Source organism: Eubacterium sp. An11 (assembly GCF_002161065.1).
Taxonomy (GTDB): domain Bacteria; phylum Bacillota; class Clostridia; order Lachnospirales; family Lachnospiraceae; genus Anaerobutyricum; species Anaerobutyricum faecale.
This window is the reverse complement of the sequence record NZ_NFLV01000002.1, coordinates 182,443-202,080: the sequence shown is the minus strand read 5'-3', so window position 1 is coordinate 202,080 and position 19,638 is coordinate 182,443. Positions and strand designations below refer to the sequence as shown.

Here is a 19,638-nt window from a genome sequence, read left to right as displayed (position 1 = left end):
GGAAGCAGGTCACTTTTTATTATTAAGTGGCACTGTTTCCTTTTTGTCGTAAAATGACAGAAAAAGAAATGACTTCACATGGCAATATGTGCAATGTGAATAATAAAAAGAAAAAAGAGACATAGATTTTGCTTGACTTTTCATTAAAAAAAGTTTAGAATCTAAGTGTTGTACTTTGGCATGACTTATATCATTTTATAGGTTATGTTTTCGTATAATGAAAATTAAATAAGGAGGTGCTCCTGTAGATATGGGTCCAATCACTGTGATTGCTGTTCTTATTGCAGTTGTTCTGACTGCTCCGATATCAGCCGTAATCGCCATGAATTACCGCAAGAAGGTTTCAGAGGCGAAGATTGGCAGCGCGGAGGAGAAGGCCAGAGAGATTATTGATGATGCTTTGAAGACTGCCGAATCGAAGAAGAGGGAGGCATTGCTGGAAGCAAAAGAAGAATCCATCAAGGCAAAGAACGATTTTGAAAAAGAAAGCAGAGAACGCAGAGCGGAGCTCCAGAGATATGAGAAACGTGTTCTGAACAAGGAAGAAGCCATCGACCGTAAGGCAGATGCCCTTGAGAAGAAGGAACAGTCTCTTTCTCATAAGGAGAGTGCGCTTGATAAGCAAAGAGCAAAGGTTGAGGAATTGCATGCAAAACGTCTGCAGGAACTGGAAAGAATTTCAGGTTTAACCTCTGAACAAGCAAAAGACTATCTGCTTAAAACTGTCGAAGATGATGTAAAACGAGAGATGGCTGTGATGGTGAAGGAAATGGAAACCAGAGCCAAGGAAGATGCAGCCAAGAAAGCCAAAGAGTATGTCGTCACAGCGATTCAGAAATGTGCGGCAGACCATGTGGCGGAAGCAACAATTTCTTTAGTTCAGCTGCCGAATGATGAGATGAAGGGAAGGATCATCGGACGTGAAGGCCGTAATATCCGTACTCTTGAGACATTGACCGGCGTTGATTTAATAATTGATGATACTCCGGAGGCAGTCATCTTGTCAAGTTTTGATCCTGTCAGAAGAGAAGTGGCAAGAATCGCTCTTGAGAAGCTGATTGTGGACGGAAGGATTCATCCAGCGAGAATTGAAGAGATGGTCGAAAAGGCTAAGAATGAAGTGGAGCAGACCATGAGGGAGGAAGGCGAAGCCGCCGTACTGGAGGTCGGCGTTCACGGCATTCGTCCGGAACTGGTTCGTCTGCTTGGAAAGATGAAATATCGGACAAGCTATGGACAGAATGCTCTCAAACATTCCATCGAAGTAGCACAGCTGGCCGGTCTCCTTGCTGGAGAGATTGGGGAAGATGTACGTTTGGCAAAAAGAGCCGGATTACTTCATGATATCGGTAAGGCCGTGGATCATGAAATGGAAGGTTCTCATATTTCAATAGGTGTTGATTTATGTAAGAGATACAAAGAATCTCAAGTCGTAATAAACGCTGTGGAATCTCATCATGGAGACGTTGAACCGACCAGTTTGATTGCCTGTCTTGTACAGGCGGCAGATACTATTTCCGCTGCGAGACCTGGTGCCAGACGTGAGACATTGGAGACGTATACGACGAGATTGAAACAGTTGGAAGAAATAGCTAACACCTTCAAAGGTGTTGATAAGACTTTTGCCATTCAGGCGGGTAGAGAAATTCGAGTAATGGTAGTTCCTGAACAGGTAAGCGATGCGGATATGGTCTTACTGGCCAGAGATATTTCCAAGCAGATTGAGAGTGAGCTTGATTATCCTGGACAGATTAAAGTTAATGTGATCCGTGAATCCAGATCAGTCGCTTACGCGAAGTAATGCTTGAGAAAACAAGACGATAGGGAATCGTCAAAAATCATAGAAAAGCAGAATGTTTTATGAGAAATAAAGCATTCTGCTTTTTTTGTTTCATAGGAATTGCATTCCTATGAAATAAAAAAAGCTCCGCAAGGATCGTACTGCGGCGGATAGGAAGATGCCGCTTTTGCGACCCGCCGCAGGCGGAGAATCCTGCAAAGCAGGATTCTCTCTTGTATCCCGATTTATGGATTTTCCCATGTATAAATACAAGTTTTCCGAATACAATGGATAAAAGGAAGAATAAGGGGAGGAGGAAGGGTGTCTTTGGACATCTGTGCAGTATGTATTATACGATTGAGGGAAAACGTTTTCTTTGTATTCTTTATGTGGCGGGGCTTTTGTCTGGCTCCATTTTTCTGAATATATCCATTCGGATGAATCTGTTTCGCACGACAGATTTTCTGGGATTCGTGGAGTACATACAGACGCTGAACGGGCTGGATACCAGCGCCTTTTTTTCTTACGTGTGTCTGATCCGGTTCCGGCAGCTTCTGCTGTTTTTTATCTGTCTGTTTCTTTTTTCTCCCTATGTGGTTTACTGTGTGCTGGATTTTCTTGTCTCTTTACTCATGGGATTTTTTATTTCCACGCTGGTAAACTACTATGGATGGGCGGGAATGATCAAAGGCATTGGATTTCTGATCCCCCATTATTTTTTTTACGGAATTGTGCTATGTGTGATATATATTTATCTGTTTCAAAAGACACCTTTGTCCAAAATGTACATGTTTTCGGCTGGAAAAAGATTTTCTTTTATAAAAAATAGAAAAATTTTTGAAAATAAAATTGTGGTGGCCGGATTTTGTCTGCTGATGTTTGTGATCGGGTGTTATGGAGAGGCCTATTTGAATCCGGGAATACTGAAAATATTCTTTCATTAATGCATGTTTTCATGTATAATGGAAGAACTATACTGGTGTACTGGTGCGCCTGTGCGTGGGGAAAGCCCGGTACGCTGACAGACAGTATCAAGAAATGCAGTACAAAGGAGAGTACGTATGTATACGATAAGAAACTATGTGATGGCCGATTCCCTGGAGCAGGCATATGAGTGGAAGCAAAAAGGGCGGAATAATGTGATCATCGGTGGAAATCTGTGGCTGAAGATGGGACACCGGGCGATTCAGAATGCCATTGACCTGTCCCGGCTGGGATTGGATCAGATTGAGGAAGACGCGGAAGGGTTCCGCATTGGCTGTATGGTTACGTTGCGGCAGCTGGAGGTCCATGAGGGATTGAGACAGGCCTTCGGTTCCCTTTTTCAGGAGGCAGTCCGGCATATCGTGGGTGTGCAGTTCCGTAATCTGGCGTCGGTGGGAGGAAGTATTTTTCCCCGGTTTGGATTTTCGGACGTGCTGACGGCCTTTCTCGCCTGCGACAGCTATGTGGAACTTTACCACGGAGGAAGGATTCCTATCTGGGAGTTTGCTGAGATGCCGCTGGATAACGACATTCTGACACACATTTATGTGAAAAAAGACGGAAGGCGTGTCTGTTATCAGAGTTATCGTCTGACAGAGACGGATTTTCCGGTGCTGACCTGTGCCGTTGTGCGGAAAGCGGACGGATTTGAGACGGTACTGGGCGCAAGACCAAAGCGGGCGGTCTGTATCAGCGATGTGGAGCTGAAAGCACCGGAGAAAGAAGAGGCGAGAGAAGACTATGCACAACAGGTGGCTGCGCGGACAGAGTTTGGAAGCAACATGCGCGGCAGCGCCGCATACCGGGCAGAACTTGCCAAAGTGCTGATTGGCCGGGCGCTTTTGGAATTAACGGAGGATAAAACATGCAGATAGAAGTATTTTTAAATGAGGAAAAAGTACAGGCGGACATTCATCCGGATATGATGCTGCTGGACTTCCTGAGAAGTATGAATTTAAAAAGTATGAAACGGGGATGCGATACGGGGAACTGCGGTCTGTGCACAGTCTGGGTGGACGGAAAACCGGTGTTATCCTGCGGCGTGCCTGCGGCCCGGGTACAGGGAGCGCATATCACAACGCTGGAGGGCGTGCAGAAAGAAGCGGAGGAATTTTCCCAGTTCCTGGCAGCGGAAGGCGCCGATCAGTGCGGATTCTGCAGTCCGGGACTGATCATGAATGTACTGGCACTGAAGAAGGAGAATCCGCATCCAACGGAAGAAGAGATGAAAGAGTATCTGGCAGGTAATCTCTGCCGCTGTACGGGGTATCAGGGACAGTACCGGGCGCTGGCCAGATATTTTGAGTTAGAGGAGGTGCAGTAGGCCTTATGGAAGGAAACAGATTTGTTGGAAAAGGAATCGTAAAAAAGGATGCGGAGGCACTTCTTTCCGGAAGACCGGTATACACGGATGATCTGGCGCCGGACAATTGTCTGATCATCAAACTGCTGCGCAGTCCTTATGCTCACGCTGTTATAGAGGAGATCAAGACCGATGCAGCCAGAAAGGTGCCGGGTATTGAGGCCATTTTTACCTATGAAGATGTGCCGCCAGACCGTTTTACGGAGGCAGGGCAGACCTTTCCGGAGCCAAGCCCTGATGACCGCCTGATCCTTGATAAGAGGGTCCGCTATGTGGGAGATCCGGTGGCCATCGTGGCAGGAAAAGATGAAGCCTGCGTCAACCGGGCTCTGCGTATCATCAAAGTAAAATATCAGGTGCTGGAGCCGATTCTTGATTTTACGAAATCGCTGGATAATGAGATCATTATTCATCCGGAAGATAATTATGTGGCAAAGGAGGGCAGAGGAACAGATCCGAAGCGCAACCTCTGTGCTTCCCAGAGCCGGGGCGAGGGAGATGTGGACCAGGTGCTGGCTGACTGCGACTATGTGGTGGAAGAAGTCTACCATACCAAGGCGGTGAACCAGGCGATGATGGAGCCTTTCGGAGCCTTTGCTGAAAAAGATATTTACGGACGTTTAAAAATTACGTCTTCCACACAGATTCCGTTTCATGTGCGGAGAATCGTGGCGCGGGCGCTGAATATTTCCAAGTCCAATGTCCGGGTGGTAAAACCGCGGATCGGCGGCGGTTTCGGCGCGAAACAGACGGCGGTCTGTGAGGTGTATCCGGCTTTCGTTACCTACAAGACGGGAAAACCATCAAAGATCATCTACACAAGAGAAGAGTGTTTCATCCACGGTTCGCCGCGTCATGAAATGCAGATGTCCGTCCGTATCGGTGCAGATAAAAACGGAAAGATCCGGGCCATTGATCTGCATACGCTGTCCAATACCGGAGCCTTCGGAGAACACGGGCCGACCACGGTGGACCTGTCCGGAACGAAGTCCATCTCTTTGTACCGGAATCTGGATGCTTTCCGGTTCAGCTCGGACGTGGTGTACACCAACGTGCTCTCAGCCGGAGCGTACCGGGGATACGGGGCAACCCAGGGCATCTTTGCGGTGGAGTCCGCGGTCAACGAGCTGGCTCACAAAATGAACATGGACCCTTCCGTGCTGCGAGAGAAAAATATTGTCCACGAGGGAGACCGCCTGGCCAATTATTACGGACAGGTGACGGAATCCTGTGCCCTGGACCGTTGTATCAAAAGAGTAAAAGAAATGATTGACTGGGATAATAAATATCCTTATGTGAAGACCGGCCCGCACACCGTCCGGGCGGTGGGCATGGCGCTGTCCATGCAGAGTTCCGGCATCAATGACTGTGATGTGGGATCCGTGCAGATCAAATTAAATGACGATGGGTTCTATACACTGATGATCGGCTGTTCCGACATGGGAACCGGCTGTGATACGATTCTTGCGCAGATGGCCGCCGACGGCCTGGGCTGTGACTATGACAATATCATCGTCCGGGGCGTGGATACTGATCAGTCCCCGTATGACAGTGGTTCCTACGCATCCAGTACCACCTATGTGACCGGTATGGCGGTGGTGAAAGCCTGTGAACAGATGAAGAAACGTATCTGTGAGGAGGCGGCGCCGCTCATGGGACTTACACCGGAGCAGGTGGAGTTTGATGGTGCACTGATCAGCGAGAAGGATAATCCGGAGCATTTCATGAAGCTTTCTGATCTGGTGACCCGTCTTCAGGCAGGTTCCGGAACATTGATCACGGCAGCGGCCTCCAACACGTCCAGCGTGTCTCCGCCCCCGTTTATGGCGGGCGCCGCTGAGATTGAGATTGATCTGCAGACCGGTAAGATCACACCGGTGGACTATGCCGCTGTTGTGGACTGCGGAACGGTCATCAACAGCAATCTGGCCCGGGTACAGACCGAAGGCGGTCTGGTACAGGGCATTGGCATGGCCCTCTACGAGGATATTCAGTACACAGAAAAGGGCAAGCTTAAGAACAGAAACTTTATCAGCTATAAGATCCCGACCCGTCTGGACATGGGACGCATCCGGGTGGATTTTGAGAGCAGTTACGAAAAGACCGGACCTTATGGGGCCAAATCCATCGGCGAAGTGGTCATCAACACCCCGTCGCCGGCCATCGCCGACGCAGTCTATAACGGCACCGGTCTCCGGTTCCGCACCCTGCCGATCACCAGCGAGCAGGTGTTTATGGGTCTTCATAAGAAATGATGGGACAGGCCGGTACATTTCCGGGTGAGAAAGTGAAGCGGCAGGCTGATATATTTTCCGGGGAAAGAGGAATTACTGTCCGGCAAAGCGCGGCAGACCAACCGGAGAAAAACGAACGCCACATCGCTCTGGTGCTCATGGCCTCCGGTTACGGAAGGCGGTACGGCAGCAACAAACTGCTGGAAGAGTTCCGCGGCAAACCGTTGTTTGTCCATGCTCTGGAACAGGCGGCGGGAAGCGGGGCGGACAGCATCTGTGTGGTGACCCGGTATCTGGAAATCCGGGATTATGTGGACAGATGGAAGAAGGCCGGGCGCAGGGATTCCATGGATGGGGAAACGCTTTCGGAAGACCGGCAATTTTCCCGTCCGGTACGGACATCTGTAAGTTCTCCTGTCATCCGAAATACTTGTGTCGTCTGGAATTCCCATCCGGAAAGAGGAATTTCAGAATCTCTCCGTCTGGGGCTTTCGGCCCGTCCGGAGGCGGACGGCTGCTGTTTCATGGTCTGTGATCAGCCTCTGCTTACGTCGGGAACACTTCGTCGGATGATGAAGGCATTTTGTTGCAATCCGGACGCCATCTTTGTGTGCAGCGACGGACGCCGGCGGGGCAATCCGGTGCTGTTTCCCAAGGAGTTGTTTGGAGAGCTGATGCAGCTGACCGGCGACAGCGGGGGACGGCAGATCCTGAGAAAATATCCCGGGCGGATCCGGGAGATTATTGCGGCCCGTCCGGAGGAGCTTTGTGATATTGACTCCGCAAAAGATCTGGAATTTTTGAAAAAGAGTCTTTGACTCTTGCAATGACGAAAAAAAGATTATAATATATAGAAAAATACATATGAGGTGAAGAGTGTGAAATTACTGGAAGATAGAATCAAAAAGGAAGGAAAGGCATTAAGTGAAACGGTGCTGAAAGTAGACAGTTTTATCAATCATCAGGTGGATTCCGAGTTTATGGACGCTCTGGGAGAAGATTTTGCCGAGCATTTTAAGGATGCGGGGATTACCAAAGTATTTACCATCGAAAGTTCCGGGATTGCTCCCGCGCTGATGACGGCAAAGCATCTGGATGTGCCTATGGTCATTCTGAAAAAACAGACTTCTAAAATTCTGAACGGAAATGTGTATCAGACCCGTATCACTTCCTTTACGAAGGGGACCAGTTACGAGCTGACTCTCTTTGCCGATTATATTCAGCCGGAGGACAGGATTCTGCTCATTGATGATTTTTTGGCAAATGGCGAGGCTGCCATGGGAGCCAGCAGGATTATCGCAGAGTCCGGTGCGACATTGGCAGGTATCGGGATTCTCATTGAAAAGTCTTTCCAGAAGGGCAGAAACCGTCTGGAGGAAGCCGGTTACAACGTATATTCCCAGGCGCGGATTGGAAAGCTCGGGGAAGGCGTGATCGAGTTCCTGGATGAGGATGCTCCGGCGGCTGATCTGGCTTCGGAGGCCAGCGAATAAAGATTTCAGACAGCCGGTAAGAAAAGGTTTGCCTGGATAAGAGATTAATAAATAATACCTTTTTTCAAAGAGACAATGTGGCAGTATGTCCCGTTGTCTCTTATTTTCTGTACAGTTTTTTGCATATCTCGCCATTCCTTGCCGGACAGACAGTCGGCCTGATTGAAGACCACACGATACTGTTGAGTGGTGACATTCTTCTTCAGTCCGTTTTGCGACAGGGCGATCACGGCCAGCGCTTCCGGTGTCATCTGTCCGCCGCTTTTTTGCAGAGCAGCATGAAGGGCCGGAAAATCCAGATCCGGCGTCCGTCCGAACAGACAGGACTCCGCCGGACAGCCCAGACAGGAGAGGCCAATGACGCCGATCACCGTATCTGTACCGGGATAAAAAACCGGTTCGCCCGCCCGGGGAACTTTGACCGGAAGCCGCCGGGAGCCATCTCCCTCGCAGAGAATCCGTTCAGGGATAGCATGCATCTGTTCAAGAAAAGAGAGGGAAGGCGAAGCCCATTTGGGAACGGGGGCAGCATTTTGACCGGTGGAGATATCGGAAAAATTGGAAAGAAAGCCCGGATCACCGGAAGTTATCCTGCGGTCTGCGCCAGAAAGAGGAATCCCCAACGCTACAAGCCGGGAGTTTTGGAAAGCTGTGACAAGCTGTTCCTGGTTCTCGTTGGTGACCAGCCGGACGCCGGGAAGGTCCCGGGGTTCCATGATATGCGTGGTGGTGGTCAGCAGAGTTTTGTGATGGAGAGACATTTCTTTCCCCAGGGAGTACATCAGAGAGGTTTTACCTCCGGCGCCCACAAAAGTGATGATCCGGCTGTCTTCTATATGCATTTTTGAGAGAAGAGAGAGTTCCATGGTTTGTCCTTTCTGTGGCTGATTTTAGTAACAGCCGCCGGCAAAGCAGGTATCATGGTGGATGATTAAAGTATAGATATTATAAATGAAAGGATAAAAAAAGAAAATATTTATAGAAAAAGAAAATAAAAGAAAAGTCCGTATCAACTTTTGCTATAAGTCCTGTACATTCGTTGCAAAGCCCGGGAGGATTTGTTAAAGTAAATGAAAAGAAGAGGAGAAGAAAGGAGAGAGTCCGATCCGACTGGCGATATTGCCGGACAGGAAGGATTGGATGAGAAATAAAAGGTGAGTGAAAAAATAGAATTTTGCCGGGGCGGCGGATGTACCGCCAAGCTGGGCCCGGGCATTTTGGAGAGAGTGCTGGAGCGGCTTCCGAAGGGAAAAAGAGACGAGAATCTGCTCATTGGTTTTGACAGTCACGATGACGCCGCCGTCTACAAAATCAGCAGCGACACAGCCATCGTGCAGACGCTGGATTTCTTTCCTCCTATGGTGGAAGATCCTTATACATTTGGAAAGATTGCGGCGGCCAACGCGCTGAGTGATGTGTACGCCATGGGAGGAAAGGTGATCACGGCGCTGAACATCGTGTGCTTTCCGGAGAAAATGGACTTGAATATTCTGGGCGCCATCATGCAGGGCGGTCAGGAGAAAGTCAATGAGGCGGGCGGAACCCTGGCCGGCGGCCATTCCATCGCTGATGACAGTGTAAAATACGGGCTTTCCGTCACCGGCGTGGTGCATCCGGACCGTATTCTTCCCAACGACGGATGTTGTGCGGGAGATAAGCTGATCCTCACGAAGCCATTGGGTGTCGGTATCATTGCCACGGCCAACCGGGTGGGAGAGACCACAAAAGAAGCCATGGACGAGGCGGTTGCTTCCATGACTACCTTAAATAAATATGCGGCGGAGGTCGCGGCGAAATACACTGTTCACGGCTGCACAGACGTGACAGGATTTGGTTTTCTCGGCCATCTCCATGAGATGATGCACGGCGAATATTCCTGCCGGATTTACGCTTCCTGTGTGCCTTATATAGAGGACGCCCGCCGGTGCGCCGATGAATTTCTTCTGACGGCTGCCGGACAGCGGAACCGGAATTATGTGGAATCTTTTGTGGACTTTGGAGGAGTCGAATTTGCCATGGAAGAAATCCTGCTGGATCCGCAGACTTCCGGAGGGCTGCTGATCAGTGTGGCTCCGGAGGACGCCGAAGCCCTTTTGGAGGAATTAAAAATGCTGTCCCTGCCGTGCGGCATGGTGGGTGAGGTCACAGAAAAACAGGAAAAAGAGATATATGTTATGAAGTAAAATACGAAAGGAACGAGAAAAATGATAAAAGTAAATGCCATGGGCGACACCTGCCCAATCCCGGTCATAAAGACAAAAAATGCGATCAAGGAGATGAACGGAGCCGGTGAGGTGGAAGTCCTTGTGGATAATGAGATTGCTGTGCAGAATCTGACCAAGATGGCGAAGCAGAAACAGTACGAATGTAAATCGGAGAAACTGTCCGGGGATGAATACAGAGTGATCATCACCGTACCGGCCAAAGGGCAGGAAGAAGGAAACGAGGCTTCCCGGAAAGGAGACGCTGCGCAAACAGGCGCTGCGCCGGAGGCATCCCGTGGTGCGGAAGACACCGCCTGTATTCCGGATGGACGCAGAAAGAAAAAAATCGTGGTACTCCGCTCCGGCAAGATGGGTGAAGGTAACGACGAGCTGGGCGCTGTGCTGATGAAGGGATTTATTTATGCGCTGACGGAGCTTGATCAGCTGCCGGAAACCATTCTTTTGTATAACGGCGGCGCGCCATTATCCTGTGAGGGCTCCGATTCCCTGGAAGATTTAAAGACCCTGGAAGCTCAGGGAGTGGAAATCCTCACCTGCGGTACCTGCCTGAATTATTATGGGCTCACAGATAAGCTGGCGGTGGGTTCCGTCACCAACATGTACGCCATCGCGGAGAAAATGTCCGAAGCCGACACGATCATCTGTCCGTAATGCTCGGTATCATTACAGATTACGATAAATAGAAAAGGACGAAGAACAATTGGAATTTAAACAGTGGAAAGAAAAATTATGTATCATACGAGGCGGCGGAGATATTGCCACTGGAACGATTTATAAACTGTTTCAATGCGGATTTCCGCTTCTGGTGCTGGAAATTGACAATCCAAGCTGTATCCGCCGCACCATCAGCTTCTGCGAAGCGGTCTTTGATGAGGATGTGGAAGTGGAAGGGGTACATGCCAGACGGGTGGATTCTCTGGAAGAGGCATATCAGTGCTACTGCCTCGGCCAGGTCCCTGTGATGGTGGACGGAGAGGCGGTGATGATCCGGCAGGCATCCCCGGCGGTGGTCATTGACGCCATTCTGGCAAAAAAGAATCTGGGTACCCGGATCACCGACGCTCCGGTGGTCATCGGCGTGGGCCCGGGCTTTTGCGCAGGAAAAGATGTCCATGCGGTGGTGGAGACCCAGCGGGGACATAATCTCGGAAGAGTACTGTACGAAGGGGAGGCTGCGCCGAACACCGGCGTGCCGGGCGTCATTGCCGGTTACGGAAAAGAGCGCGTCATTCATGCCCCGGCGTCAGGAACCCTTCATATTGAGAAGCAGATTGGGGAAGAGGTCGCCAAAGACGACATCGTCGCCTGGGTTGGAGATGTCCCTGTGAAGGCGACCATATCCGGTATTATCCGGGGAATGCTGCGGGAGGGATATCCGGCATATAAAGGGTTGAAGATGGCGGATATCGATCCCCGAATCACAGAAAAAGACAACTGCCATCACATTTCCGATAAGGCCCGCTGCGTGGCAGGCGGTGTACTGGAAGCCATCCTTCATCTGCAGCTGATGCAGAGCAAACAGGAAAAGAGAGAAGGGCAAATGAAGAATGCTAAGACACTGGAGTATGGCGGCCGGCCGGAAGCCTGCAGGCAGAAGGAAAGCAGTAAGTACCCGGGACATGGAAGCCAGCCGGAGAATAACAGGCGGAAAGGAAGCCGGGACCTATGAGAAAAAAAGAGCGAAAAACGGTGATTACTTTTGCAACCACCACAGCCGCCATTCATATGGAACAATGCTGTAAAAAAGAGCAGCTGCCGGGAAGACTGATTCCTGTACCCACTGCCATCACCGCCGGATGCGGTCTGTCGTGGGCTATGTATCCGTCAGAAAAGGAACCGGTGCTTGCCATGATGGAAAGAGAAGGCATTGTGGCAGAAGGAATCTATGAGCTGGATATCTGACAGGACGGAAAAAACGGTATAAAGATATAGATATGGGAAAGAACAAAAGCATGCGAAAAATACAGTAAGTGCCAGATATTGTTTTCTCTCCCGAATGTTGCTATAATCAAAGACAAAAACCAGGGAGGGATTTTTTATGAAATGGATCAGTAAAATGTGGAAAAAGACGGGAATCACAATAATGGCGCTGCTTCTCCTGGCTGCGATGATGCCGGCAGGGGCCGTGCAGGCGGCATCCAAAACCGGACAATACCAGAAAAAATACAAAGCGCAGGTCAGTTTTCCGGTATGGGTACAGCCAGCCTACGGAGTGGCTGTCAACCGCATCAAAAACGGAAAAATACGTTTCCAGATCAGCAAGGCAGGCGTCAACGGCTCGCCAATTTACAACTCCAACATTATTAAGGCAAAACTGAAAAATAACAAAGCATCATTTCAGTGGAAAGATACCTGGGGCAACAGCGGAACCGGAAAGCTGAAGCTCTTTAACGGCTATGTGAAACTGAAAATAAAACAGACCTATACGGCACAGTGGAATCGTTCCACCCTGGATACCGGCGGTAAATTTGTCAAAATGAAAAAGATTAGCAGCAGTAAGGAACTGTTTGATAAATGGGAGTGAGGATTCTTCAGAATCAGAAAAAACAAGAAATGGTTGAGAATGTGAGATAAAACAGACCGGCATACAGACAGGCATATCAGAATTAATTCTGGTGTGCCTGTTTTTCGTTCGCCCGCCATGGGCGGGCTCTAACGGGTGAAGGTCGTGAGTGCGCGTAGGCAACAACGAAGCACATAGCTGAACAGTAAGGGTTGTCCATTGTGAGGTGGAAGCTGAAGGAAGCTGTAGGCAAACCCTTGGCCTGACGGACAGGAATCACATATAAGGCTGGGAAATATGGGGAAGTCTGGATACAAAGCCAGGCCACACACGAAAGCGATCGAAAAGTTTAAGGAGCAGATGAAAAAGTACACAAACAGAAGCTGGGGAGTGAGCAACGCGTACAAGGTGGAGAAACTCAATCAGTTAATTGAACCGCCGCTTGCGGAACCGCATGAGCGGTGGTGTGAGAGGCGGGGGATTGGCTAAATACCCCTCCTACTCGATTTTTATAATCATATATTGTGCTTGAAAGATAACGAAACAATCTTTTTATCGTCATAAATTATCTGTTCAACGGCAAACCGGTCATAGCAAGTAAAAATTCCATTGCCTCTTGCGTCTTTCCTGCCGGTTGGCTTTATTTTTCTTTTCTCATTGTGTTTACCTCCGTTTGATTGGTGCTTTGTTTTTGTTGTTGAGTATAATGCACACCAATAATTAGTGAATATTGATTTTTATTCAATAGTAAGATATAATCACTAAAAAAAAGTGGTGGTTGAATAATAAAATATAAAATCAATATTATGGAAGAATTGAAAAATAATGGATATACAAGTGATAAATTAAGAAAAGACAAAATTTTTGGCGAAGCTACAATGACAAAATTTAGAAAACAAGAATATATTTATTTTGATAATTTGAATATGTTATGTGAATTATTAAATTGCCAGCCAGGGGATATAATAGAATACATTCCACCAGAACCGGGTGCAGTGCAGGAAAAATGAGAGAAATGGCGCTTTGAGAGTATAAAGAGAGATTAGAAGGGAGCGTGGTATTTATGATGTATCCTTATATGACTTTAAATGATGATACAGAGATTACACATTCTGAGATGAAAGCGGACGGGCGGGTTAAAGTTTATATTGAAACCCCAGATGAAACAGGCGGTTTTCACCATGCTGTCTGTTGGCTTCCTGACTATACATGGGAAAATCATGGATACTCAGAAGCAGAAATGACATATTTTAAACAATTAGTTCGGGATAATGCACATCTGATAATGGAATTTTCGCAAGAAGGAGGTATTCTGAATGCCTCAGCTGTTTAAAATTGGTTCATATACTATTTATTTCTGGTCAAATGAAAATGAACCTCTTGAGCCAATACATGTACACATCGCAGAAGGACGTGCCACAGCAAGTGCAACCAAGATATGGATTACCAGTTCAGGAAAGGCATTGTTGTGCAATAATAAGTCTCATATTCCGCAGAAAATTTTAAAAAAGATGTTACGTTTTATTGAAGCAAATAGTTCCGTTATCATTGAGAAATGGGTAGAACAATTTAATGAAATACGATATTTTTGTTAAATTTGGAAAATATGGAAAAACAGCGATGTAGGAAGAGGTGAAGCTCTGGTAATGGCAAAACAATATTCTGATTATACGACAGAAGATATCTATAATTTACCGGACGGCCAACGTGCAGAACTGATTGCCGGCAATATGTATATGATGGCACCGCCAAGTAGGATACATCAAAAGATTGTAAGTATATTACATGCGGAAATTTATAAGTATATTGAAGTGAATAATAGTTCCTGTGAGGTCTATCCAGCTCACTTTTGCCGTCTTTTTGAACGAGGACAGCAGAAACTATGTGGAACCGGATATTTCTGTCATATGTGACTGTGACAAGCTCAATGACAAGGGCTGCAGTGGTGCGCCGGATTGGATTATTGAGGTCGTTTTATTAAGCAGCCGACGTATGGATTATATAATTAAACTTTTTAAATATCGCACGGCGGGAGTTCGGGAATACTGGATTGTAGACCCAGAGAAGAATCGTATCACAGTATACGACTTTACGAACGAAAATGGCGACATATACAGTTTTACCGATAATATCCAATGTAATATTTATGATGGCTTTCAGATTGATTTTAGCAAGATTATAATAGAATAAAGTATCATAATAAGAATTAAGAAGAAGGGAGCATATCGGAATGCCCCTTCTTTTTGTAATATGCCGCTGCCTCACAGCGCCAGCACCAGCCGCTGAAAATAATCCGTATAATGTGCTTTTGGAACAGTTTCTCCGGACAGGACGGCGACGCTGCCAAGTTTTGTGCCGTCATAGTAGTAGTCCAGGGTGCCGATTTTCTGGCCTTCTTTGACGGGAGCCTTGACGGTATCGTCCATGACCAGTTTCTTTTCTATTTTCGATTCGTCCAGGTCGGAGGTCGCCACATGGGAGAAGTTCCGCTCATAGCGGCAGGTGATCTCTTCGGCGGTGCCGCCGCGGACAGGGACGGCAGGCAGGGCGGGTGGATTGTTATCGGTGAAGATCCGGCAGACGGAAAATCCGTAGTCAAGGAGGGAGGCGGAGGCGGCGATTCTCGCTTTGGAGCTGTCGCAGCCCATGACCACCGCGATTAAAGAAATGTCGTTTCGGGTGGCGGTGGCGCTCAGGCAGAATCCGGCTTTGGATGTGCTGCCGGTTTTTAAGCCGGTGGCTCCCTCATACTGGCGGATCAGTTTGTTGGTGTTGGTGAGACCGAATTCTGAGGAACCCCGGGTGGTGACATGGGTGATGTTCTCCATCCAGATGGTGGTATAATCAAAGATTTCCGGATGGTTTATGGTCAGCTCCCGGGACATGATGGCGATATCCCTGGCAGATGTATAATGCCCGTCGGCGTCCAGACCACAGCAGTTGACAAAGTGGGTGTTTGTCATGCCGAGAGCGGCGGCACGCTCGTTCATTTTGGCCACGAAGGCATCTTCACTGCCGGCGATGTATTCGGCCATAGCCACACATGCGTCATTCCCCGATGCCACGGCGATGCATTTGATCATGGTCTCCACAGTCTGGGATTCTCCGGCTTCCAGGAATACCTGGGAGCCGCCCATGGAAGCGGCGTGTTCGCTGGTAGTGACGGTATCTGTGAGACTGATCTGTCCGGCGTCGAGGGCTTCAAAAATCAGAAGGAGGGTCATGACTTTGGTGACGCTGGCCGGCGGTTTCTGCAGGTCAGCGTCCTGTTCATAGAGAACGGTGCCGGTGGAAGCTTCCATGACGATGGCGCAGGGAGCGTCTACGTGAAAGCCGGTTCCTGCGCCGGCTGTGTCGTCGCCGGAAGAAGAACTTTCTGTGCCGGCAGCAGTATTTTCGCTGGCAGAGCTGCCGCTTGCGGAAGATGAGGAGCCATCGGCGGGAGTTTCCGCCAGAACATTTCCGGGAGAGGGGAAAGCGGCATTGTCAAATGAAGCGCTGACGGCGGAAGACGGAACAGCCGGCAGGAACAGGAGAAGAAGGACAGAGAAGAACGATAACATGCGAAAGATATTTTTTCGGACAAGATAGTGGTTCATAGAAATCTCCAGATAGAATTTAGTACAGTTTATGGGATTTGTCTAAAAATATGCATTTCTTTGTTGCTATTTCAGCAGAAAATGTTTAAAATCTGTATAGATAGTTTTCCGGCCGTAACCGGAGATAAGAAGAGGGAAAAAGGAGATGAAATCTATGATACTGCATGAATTTTACACGGGAAGAGCTTTTAATGCTTACGAGTTCTTTGGAGCGCATCCTCTTACGGAAGGCGTGCTGTTCCGGGTTTATGCGCCCAACGCGGAAAAGATAGAAGTCATTGGAGAGTTTAACCAGTGGGATGGCAGTGAAGATGAGATGCACCAGGAGGGACAGTCCGGAATCTTTGAGGTGATCAATAAGGATGCACGCCCGGGTATGATGTACAAGTACCGGATTTATCAGAAGAGCGGCAGGATTGAGGACAGGTTTGACCCTTACGGGTTTGGTTCGGAGCTTCGTCCTGACACGGCGGCGATCATCCGTGATCTTGACACCTATTCGTTCCATGACTGGGAGTGGATGAGAAAGCGGACGAAGAACTATAATCAGCCGCTGAATATCTATGAGGTGCATGCGGGCTCCTGGAAGAAAAAGGGCGAAGGAGAAGATGACTGGTATACCTATCAGGAACTGGCACATCTTTTGGTGGACTATGTGAAGGAAATGGGGTATACTCATGTGGAGTTCCTGCCGCTCTCGGAGCATCCGTTTGACGGCTCCTGGGGGTATCAGGTGAGTGGATTCTTCTGTCCGACTTCCCGGTATGGAACGGCAGAGGATCTGATGGAGATGGTGGACATTTTCCATCAGGCGGGGATCGGCGTGATCATGGACTTTGTGCCGGTGCATTTTGTGGTCAATGACTATGCGTTAAGTTATTTTGACGGAACAGCGCTGTATGAGCATCCGGCAGACGATACGGGACGCAGTGAATGGGGGACCTGTAATTTTAATTATTTCCGGGGAGAAGTGCGGAGCTTCCTGCAGTCGGCGGCGGATTTCTGGCTGACCCGGTTCCATTTTGACGGGCTCAGGATGGATGCCATCAGCAATGCGATTTTCTGGTCGGGAGATGCAGCCAGAGGTGTCAACGAAGGGGCTATCGAGTTCATCCGCGGCATGAACCAGGGACTGCAGAGGAGACATCCGACGGCCATGCTCATCGCGGAGGATTCCACCAACTATCCGAAGGTGACGGCTCCGGTGGAATACGACGGTCTCGGATTTGATTACAAATGGGATATGGGCTGGATGAACGATACTCTGGAATATTTCAAGATCCATCCTCACGACAGAAAGTACCGCTATCATACCTTTACATTTTCCATGATGTATTTTTATAATGAACACTATCTGCTGCCATTGTCCCATGATGAGGTGGTGCATGGAAAGGCAACCATTCTGCAGAAGATGTGGGGCGATTATGACTTTAAGTTCCAGCAGGCGAAGACTTTATATACGTATATGTTTACGCGCCCGGGTAAAAAATTGAATTTCATGGGCAATGAAATCGGGCAGTTCCGGGAGTGGGACGAGAAAAGAGAATGTGACTGGTCCCTGCTGGAGTATCCGAAACACAGTGATTTTAAGCGCTTCATGAAGGATCTGCAGCATCTGTATTTAACGGAACCGGCTTTCTATGACGGAGAATATAATTCCGCCTGTTTCCGATGGCTGGAAGCGGATGCCGCCGAAGAGCGGGTGTATGTCTATGAAAGAATGTCAGCGGGACAGAACTTTATCGTCGTTATCAACATGAGCGATGAGCAGTATAATAATTTTGAATTCGGCTATGACAGAAATGCGGTGCTTCACGAGGTCCTTTCCGGAGAGAGAAAGGAATACGGCGGTTATTTTGATGGCCCGAAAGAAGATATACCGGCTCAGATCAAGGGATACAAATGGTGGAAACGGAAGTTTGGCATCGTGGTCCCTGCGCTGGCGGCTATCGTGTACCGTGTGGAGTTTTTGCCGGAGCCGAAAGAAGAAACACGCAGACTCACACATTTTCAGGATACGAGTTTGACAAAAGGATTACGGTCAGAGAATGAAAATCGATGTAAAGCTTGAGGCATTTGAAGGTCCGCTGGACCTTCTTTTGCATCTCATTGAAAAAAATAAAGTAAGTATTTATGATATCCCTATTGTGGAGATTACCAATCAGTACATGGAGTACATACAGGAGATGGAGAGGAGCACTTCCATGGAATCCATGAGTGAGTTCCTGGTCATGGCGGCGACTCTTCTGAAGATCAAGTCCCGGATGCTTCTTCCCAAAGAAGAAAAAGAGGAGGAAGAAGATCCGAGGGAGGAACTGGTGCAGCGGCTGGTGGAATATAAAATGTGCCGGTATGCCGCCGGAGAACTGAAAGACATGAGTGTGGACGCGGAGAAGGTTTTTTATAAGCCGGAGACCATCCCGAAAGAGATCAGGGAGTACGAAGAACCCGTGAAGCCTTCGGAGATTGTGGGAGATGTGACTTTGGAGAAATTGAATCAGATTTTTCAGATGGTCATGCGAAGAAAGAAAGACCGGGAAGATCCGGTGCGCAGCCGCTTCGGAAAGATTGAGAAGGAGAAATATAAGGTGGAGGACCGCATGAGAGACATCCGACGTCAGATACATGGTCTTCGGAGAATTAATTTCCGTACCCTTCTTGACATCCAGCCCACCAAAGAAATGGTCATTGTGACGTTTCTTGCGGTGCTGGAGCTTATGAAAGTGGGACAGGTTACTGTCAGTCAGGAGAGTAATTTTGGCGAAATATATATGGATGCGGTGGATGCATGAGGGAAATAATCAACAGGAAGGAAGCAGTAAGGTTTGGAAGATAAAAAGAAAATAAAAGGCATTATTGAGGCAATTCTGTTTACCATGGGGCGTTCTGTTCCCCTGGAGCAGCTCATGAATGTGCTGGAAATGGACAGGGAACCGCTCCGGGAGATTCTTCTTGAGATGAAAGAACAGTATGCGAAAGAAGAAGAGAGAGGCATCTGTCTCATTGAGCTGGATGATTCCTGGCAGATTTGTACCAAGATTGAGACTTATGACTATGTGCGTAAGCTGGTCAGCCAGCCGAAGAAGCGTTCTCTTACGGATGTGATGCTGGAGACGCTCTCCATTATCGCATACAAACAGCCGGTAACCAAGCAGGAGATTGAGGCCATCCGCGGGGTGAAGTGTGACTTTGCCGTCAACAAGCTGGTGGAGTACAAGCTGGTAAAGGAGCTGGGACGTCTGGATACCATCGGAAAACCGATCGTTTTCGGTACCACGGAAGAGTTCCTGCGTTGTTTTGGAGTATCTTCCATCGAGGAGCTGCCGGATATCGATGAGGTGACCAGGCAGAGCTTTATGGAGGAGGCCATGGAGGAAGTGGCGGAATCGTTAAATGTGCCGGTATAGCTGATGAAAGTCAGAGTGTTTTCCGGCAGTAAAATAAAAGATTTCATAAT

General features: G+C 48.4%; 23 protein-coding genes. 21 read left to right on the top strand and 2 right to left on the bottom strand.

The window, feature by feature from the left end; translation table 11 throughout:
* The first annotated feature begins 250 nt into the window (after positions 1-250).
* The 7 genes from rny (at position 251) to B5E53_RS02880 (ending at position 7,854) form a co-directional block, all read left to right on the top strand.
* A complete protein-coding gene (rny, locus tag B5E53_RS02910; RefSeq protein WP_087312534.1) occupies positions 251-1,801 on the top strand; it encodes a ribonuclease Y in 1,551 nt (516 codons plus the stop codon).
* Positions 1,802-2,124: 323 nt separating this feature from the next.
* Entirely contained in the window at positions 2,125-2,724 is a 600-nt protein-coding gene (locus B5E53_RS02905) for a hypothetical protein (protein WP_087312533.1), read from the top strand.
* Between the two features lie 117 nt (positions 2,725-2,841).
* A complete protein-coding gene (locus tag B5E53_RS02900) occupies positions 2,842-3,639 on the top strand; it encodes an FAD binding domain-containing protein (RefSeq protein WP_087312532.1) in 798 nt (265 codons plus the stop codon).
* Positions 3,630-4,088 carry a (2Fe-2S)-binding protein gene (locus tag B5E53_RS02895; RefSeq protein ID WP_087312531.1) on the top strand — a complete coding sequence of 153 codons (459 nt, stop codon included), beginning with the start codon at positions 3,630-3,632 and terminating at the stop codon, positions 4,086-4,088. Before B5E53_RS02900 ends, B5E53_RS02895 begins: the two co-directional genes overlap by 10 nt.
* A gap of 5 nt (positions 4,089-4,093) precedes the next feature.
* Entirely contained in the window at positions 4,094-6,382 is a 2,289-nt protein-coding gene (locus B5E53_RS02890) for a molybdopterin cofactor-binding domain-containing protein (RefSeq protein ID WP_087312530.1), read from the top strand.
* Positions 6,379-7,179, top strand: coding sequence for a nucleotidyltransferase family protein (locus tag B5E53_RS02885; protein ID WP_087312529.1), 801 nt, complete (start codon positions 6,379-6,381; stop codon positions 7,177-7,179). Before B5E53_RS02890 ends, B5E53_RS02885 begins: the two co-directional genes overlap by 4 nt.
* A gap of 60 nt (positions 7,180-7,239) precedes the next feature.
* Positions 7,240-7,854 carry a xanthine phosphoribosyltransferase gene (locus tag B5E53_RS02880; RefSeq protein ID WP_087312528.1) on the top strand — a complete coding sequence of 205 codons (615 nt, stop codon included), beginning with the start codon at positions 7,240-7,242 and terminating at the stop codon, positions 7,852-7,854.
* A 44-nt stretch (positions 7,855-7,898) separates the two neighbouring features.
* On the opposite strand, the gene yqeC is transcribed toward B5E53_RS02880, so the two are convergent.
* Positions 7,899-8,696: a selenium cofactor biosynthesis protein YqeC gene (yqeC, locus tag B5E53_RS02875; protein WP_162611764.1), complete on the bottom strand. Its 798-nt coding sequence runs from the start codon at positions 8,694-8,696 to the stop codon at positions 7,899-7,901.
* Positions 8,697-9,008: 312 nt separating this feature from the next.
* Here yqeC and selD point away from each other — a divergent pair, with 312 nt between their 5' ends.
* From selD to B5E53_RS02825, 11 genes are all read left to right on the top strand, one after another.
* Positions 9,009-10,037 carry a selenide, water dikinase SelD gene (selD, locus tag B5E53_RS02870; protein WP_087312526.1) on the top strand — a complete coding sequence of 343 codons (1,029 nt, stop codon included), beginning with the start codon at positions 9,009-9,011 and terminating at the stop codon, positions 10,035-10,037.
* Positions 10,038-10,058: 21 nt separating this feature from the next.
* Positions 10,059-10,730 carry a sulfurtransferase-like selenium metabolism protein YedF gene (gene yedF / locus B5E53_RS02865; protein WP_087312525.1) on the top strand — a complete coding sequence of 224 codons (672 nt, stop codon included), beginning with the start codon at positions 10,059-10,061 and terminating at the stop codon, positions 10,728-10,730.
* A gap of 49 nt (positions 10,731-10,779) precedes the next feature.
* Entirely contained in the window at positions 10,780-11,748 is a 969-nt protein-coding gene (yqeB, locus tag B5E53_RS02860; RefSeq protein WP_087312524.1) for a selenium-dependent molybdenum cofactor biosynthesis protein YqeB, read from the top strand.
* Positions 11,745-11,981, top strand: a complete 237-nt coding sequence (locus B5E53_RS02855) for a DUF3343 domain-containing protein (RefSeq protein ID WP_087312523.1) — start codon at positions 11,745-11,747, stop codon at positions 11,979-11,981. The genes yqeB and B5E53_RS02855 overlap by 4 nt, the downstream gene beginning before the upstream one ends.
* 136 nt (positions 11,982-12,117) lie before the next feature.
* Positions 12,118-12,603, top strand: a complete 486-nt coding sequence (locus tag B5E53_RS02850; protein ID WP_087312522.1) for a hypothetical protein — start codon at positions 12,118-12,120, stop codon at positions 12,601-12,603.
* A 276-nt stretch (positions 12,604-12,879) separates the two neighbouring features.
* Positions 12,880-13,071, top strand: a complete 192-nt coding sequence (locus B5E53_RS19435) for a hypothetical protein (protein WP_087312521.1) — start codon at positions 12,880-12,882, stop codon at positions 13,069-13,071.
* 317 nt (positions 13,072-13,388) lie between these two features.
* Entirely contained in the window at positions 13,389-13,592 is a 204-nt protein-coding gene (locus B5E53_RS02840) for a helix-turn-helix transcriptional regulator (RefSeq protein ID WP_242963492.1), read from the top strand.
* Between the two features lie 53 nt (positions 13,593-13,645).
* Positions 13,646-13,915: a hypothetical protein gene (locus B5E53_RS02835; RefSeq protein ID WP_087312519.1), complete on the top strand. Its 270-nt coding sequence runs from the start codon at positions 13,646-13,648 to the stop codon at positions 13,913-13,915.
* A complete protein-coding gene (locus tag B5E53_RS02830; protein WP_087312518.1) occupies positions 13,899-14,177 on the top strand; it encodes a DUF4160 domain-containing protein in 279 nt (92 codons plus the stop codon). Before B5E53_RS02835 ends, B5E53_RS02830 begins: the two co-directional genes overlap by 17 nt.
* A gap of 51 nt (positions 14,178-14,228) precedes the next feature.
* Positions 14,229-14,495 carry a Uma2 family endonuclease gene (locus B5E53_RS20035; protein ID WP_343215573.1) on the top strand — a complete coding sequence of 89 codons (267 nt, stop codon included), beginning with the start codon at positions 14,229-14,231 and terminating at the stop codon, positions 14,493-14,495.
* Positions 14,410-14,772 carry a Uma2 family endonuclease gene (locus B5E53_RS02825; RefSeq protein ID WP_343215572.1) on the top strand — a complete coding sequence of 121 codons (363 nt, stop codon included), beginning with the start codon at positions 14,410-14,412 and terminating at the stop codon, positions 14,770-14,772. The genes B5E53_RS20035 and B5E53_RS02825 overlap by 86 nt, the downstream gene beginning before the upstream one ends.
* 71 nt (positions 14,773-14,843) lie before the next feature.
* Here B5E53_RS02825 and B5E53_RS02820 read toward each other — a convergent pair whose 3' ends face one another.
* Complete coding sequence (locus tag B5E53_RS02820) at positions 14,844-16,181, bottom strand: D-alanyl-D-alanine carboxypeptidase family protein (protein ID WP_242963491.1); 1,338 nt, start codon at positions 16,179-16,181, stop codon at positions 14,844-14,846.
* A 154-nt stretch (positions 16,182-16,335) separates the two neighbouring features.
* Here B5E53_RS02820 and glgB point away from each other — a divergent pair, with 154 nt between their 5' ends.
* Genes glgB through scpB form a run of 3 tightly spaced genes read left to right on the top strand, consistent with a single transcriptional unit; the run spans position 16,336 to position 19,588 of the window.
* A complete protein-coding gene (glgB, locus tag B5E53_RS02815; protein ID WP_087312517.1) occupies positions 16,336-18,252 on the top strand; it encodes a 1,4-alpha-glucan branching protein GlgB in 1,917 nt (638 codons plus the stop codon).
* Positions 18,230-18,973, top strand: a complete 744-nt coding sequence (locus B5E53_RS02810) for a segregation/condensation protein A (RefSeq protein ID WP_087312516.1) — start codon at positions 18,230-18,232, stop codon at positions 18,971-18,973. The genes glgB and B5E53_RS02810 overlap by 23 nt, the downstream gene beginning before the upstream one ends.
* Before the next feature lie 33 nt (positions 18,974-19,006).
* Positions 19,007-19,588: an SMC-Scp complex subunit ScpB gene (gene scpB / locus B5E53_RS02805; RefSeq protein WP_087312515.1), complete on the top strand. Its 582-nt coding sequence runs from the start codon at positions 19,007-19,009 to the stop codon at positions 19,586-19,588.
* The last annotated feature ends 50 nt before the right edge of the window (positions 19,589-19,638 follow it).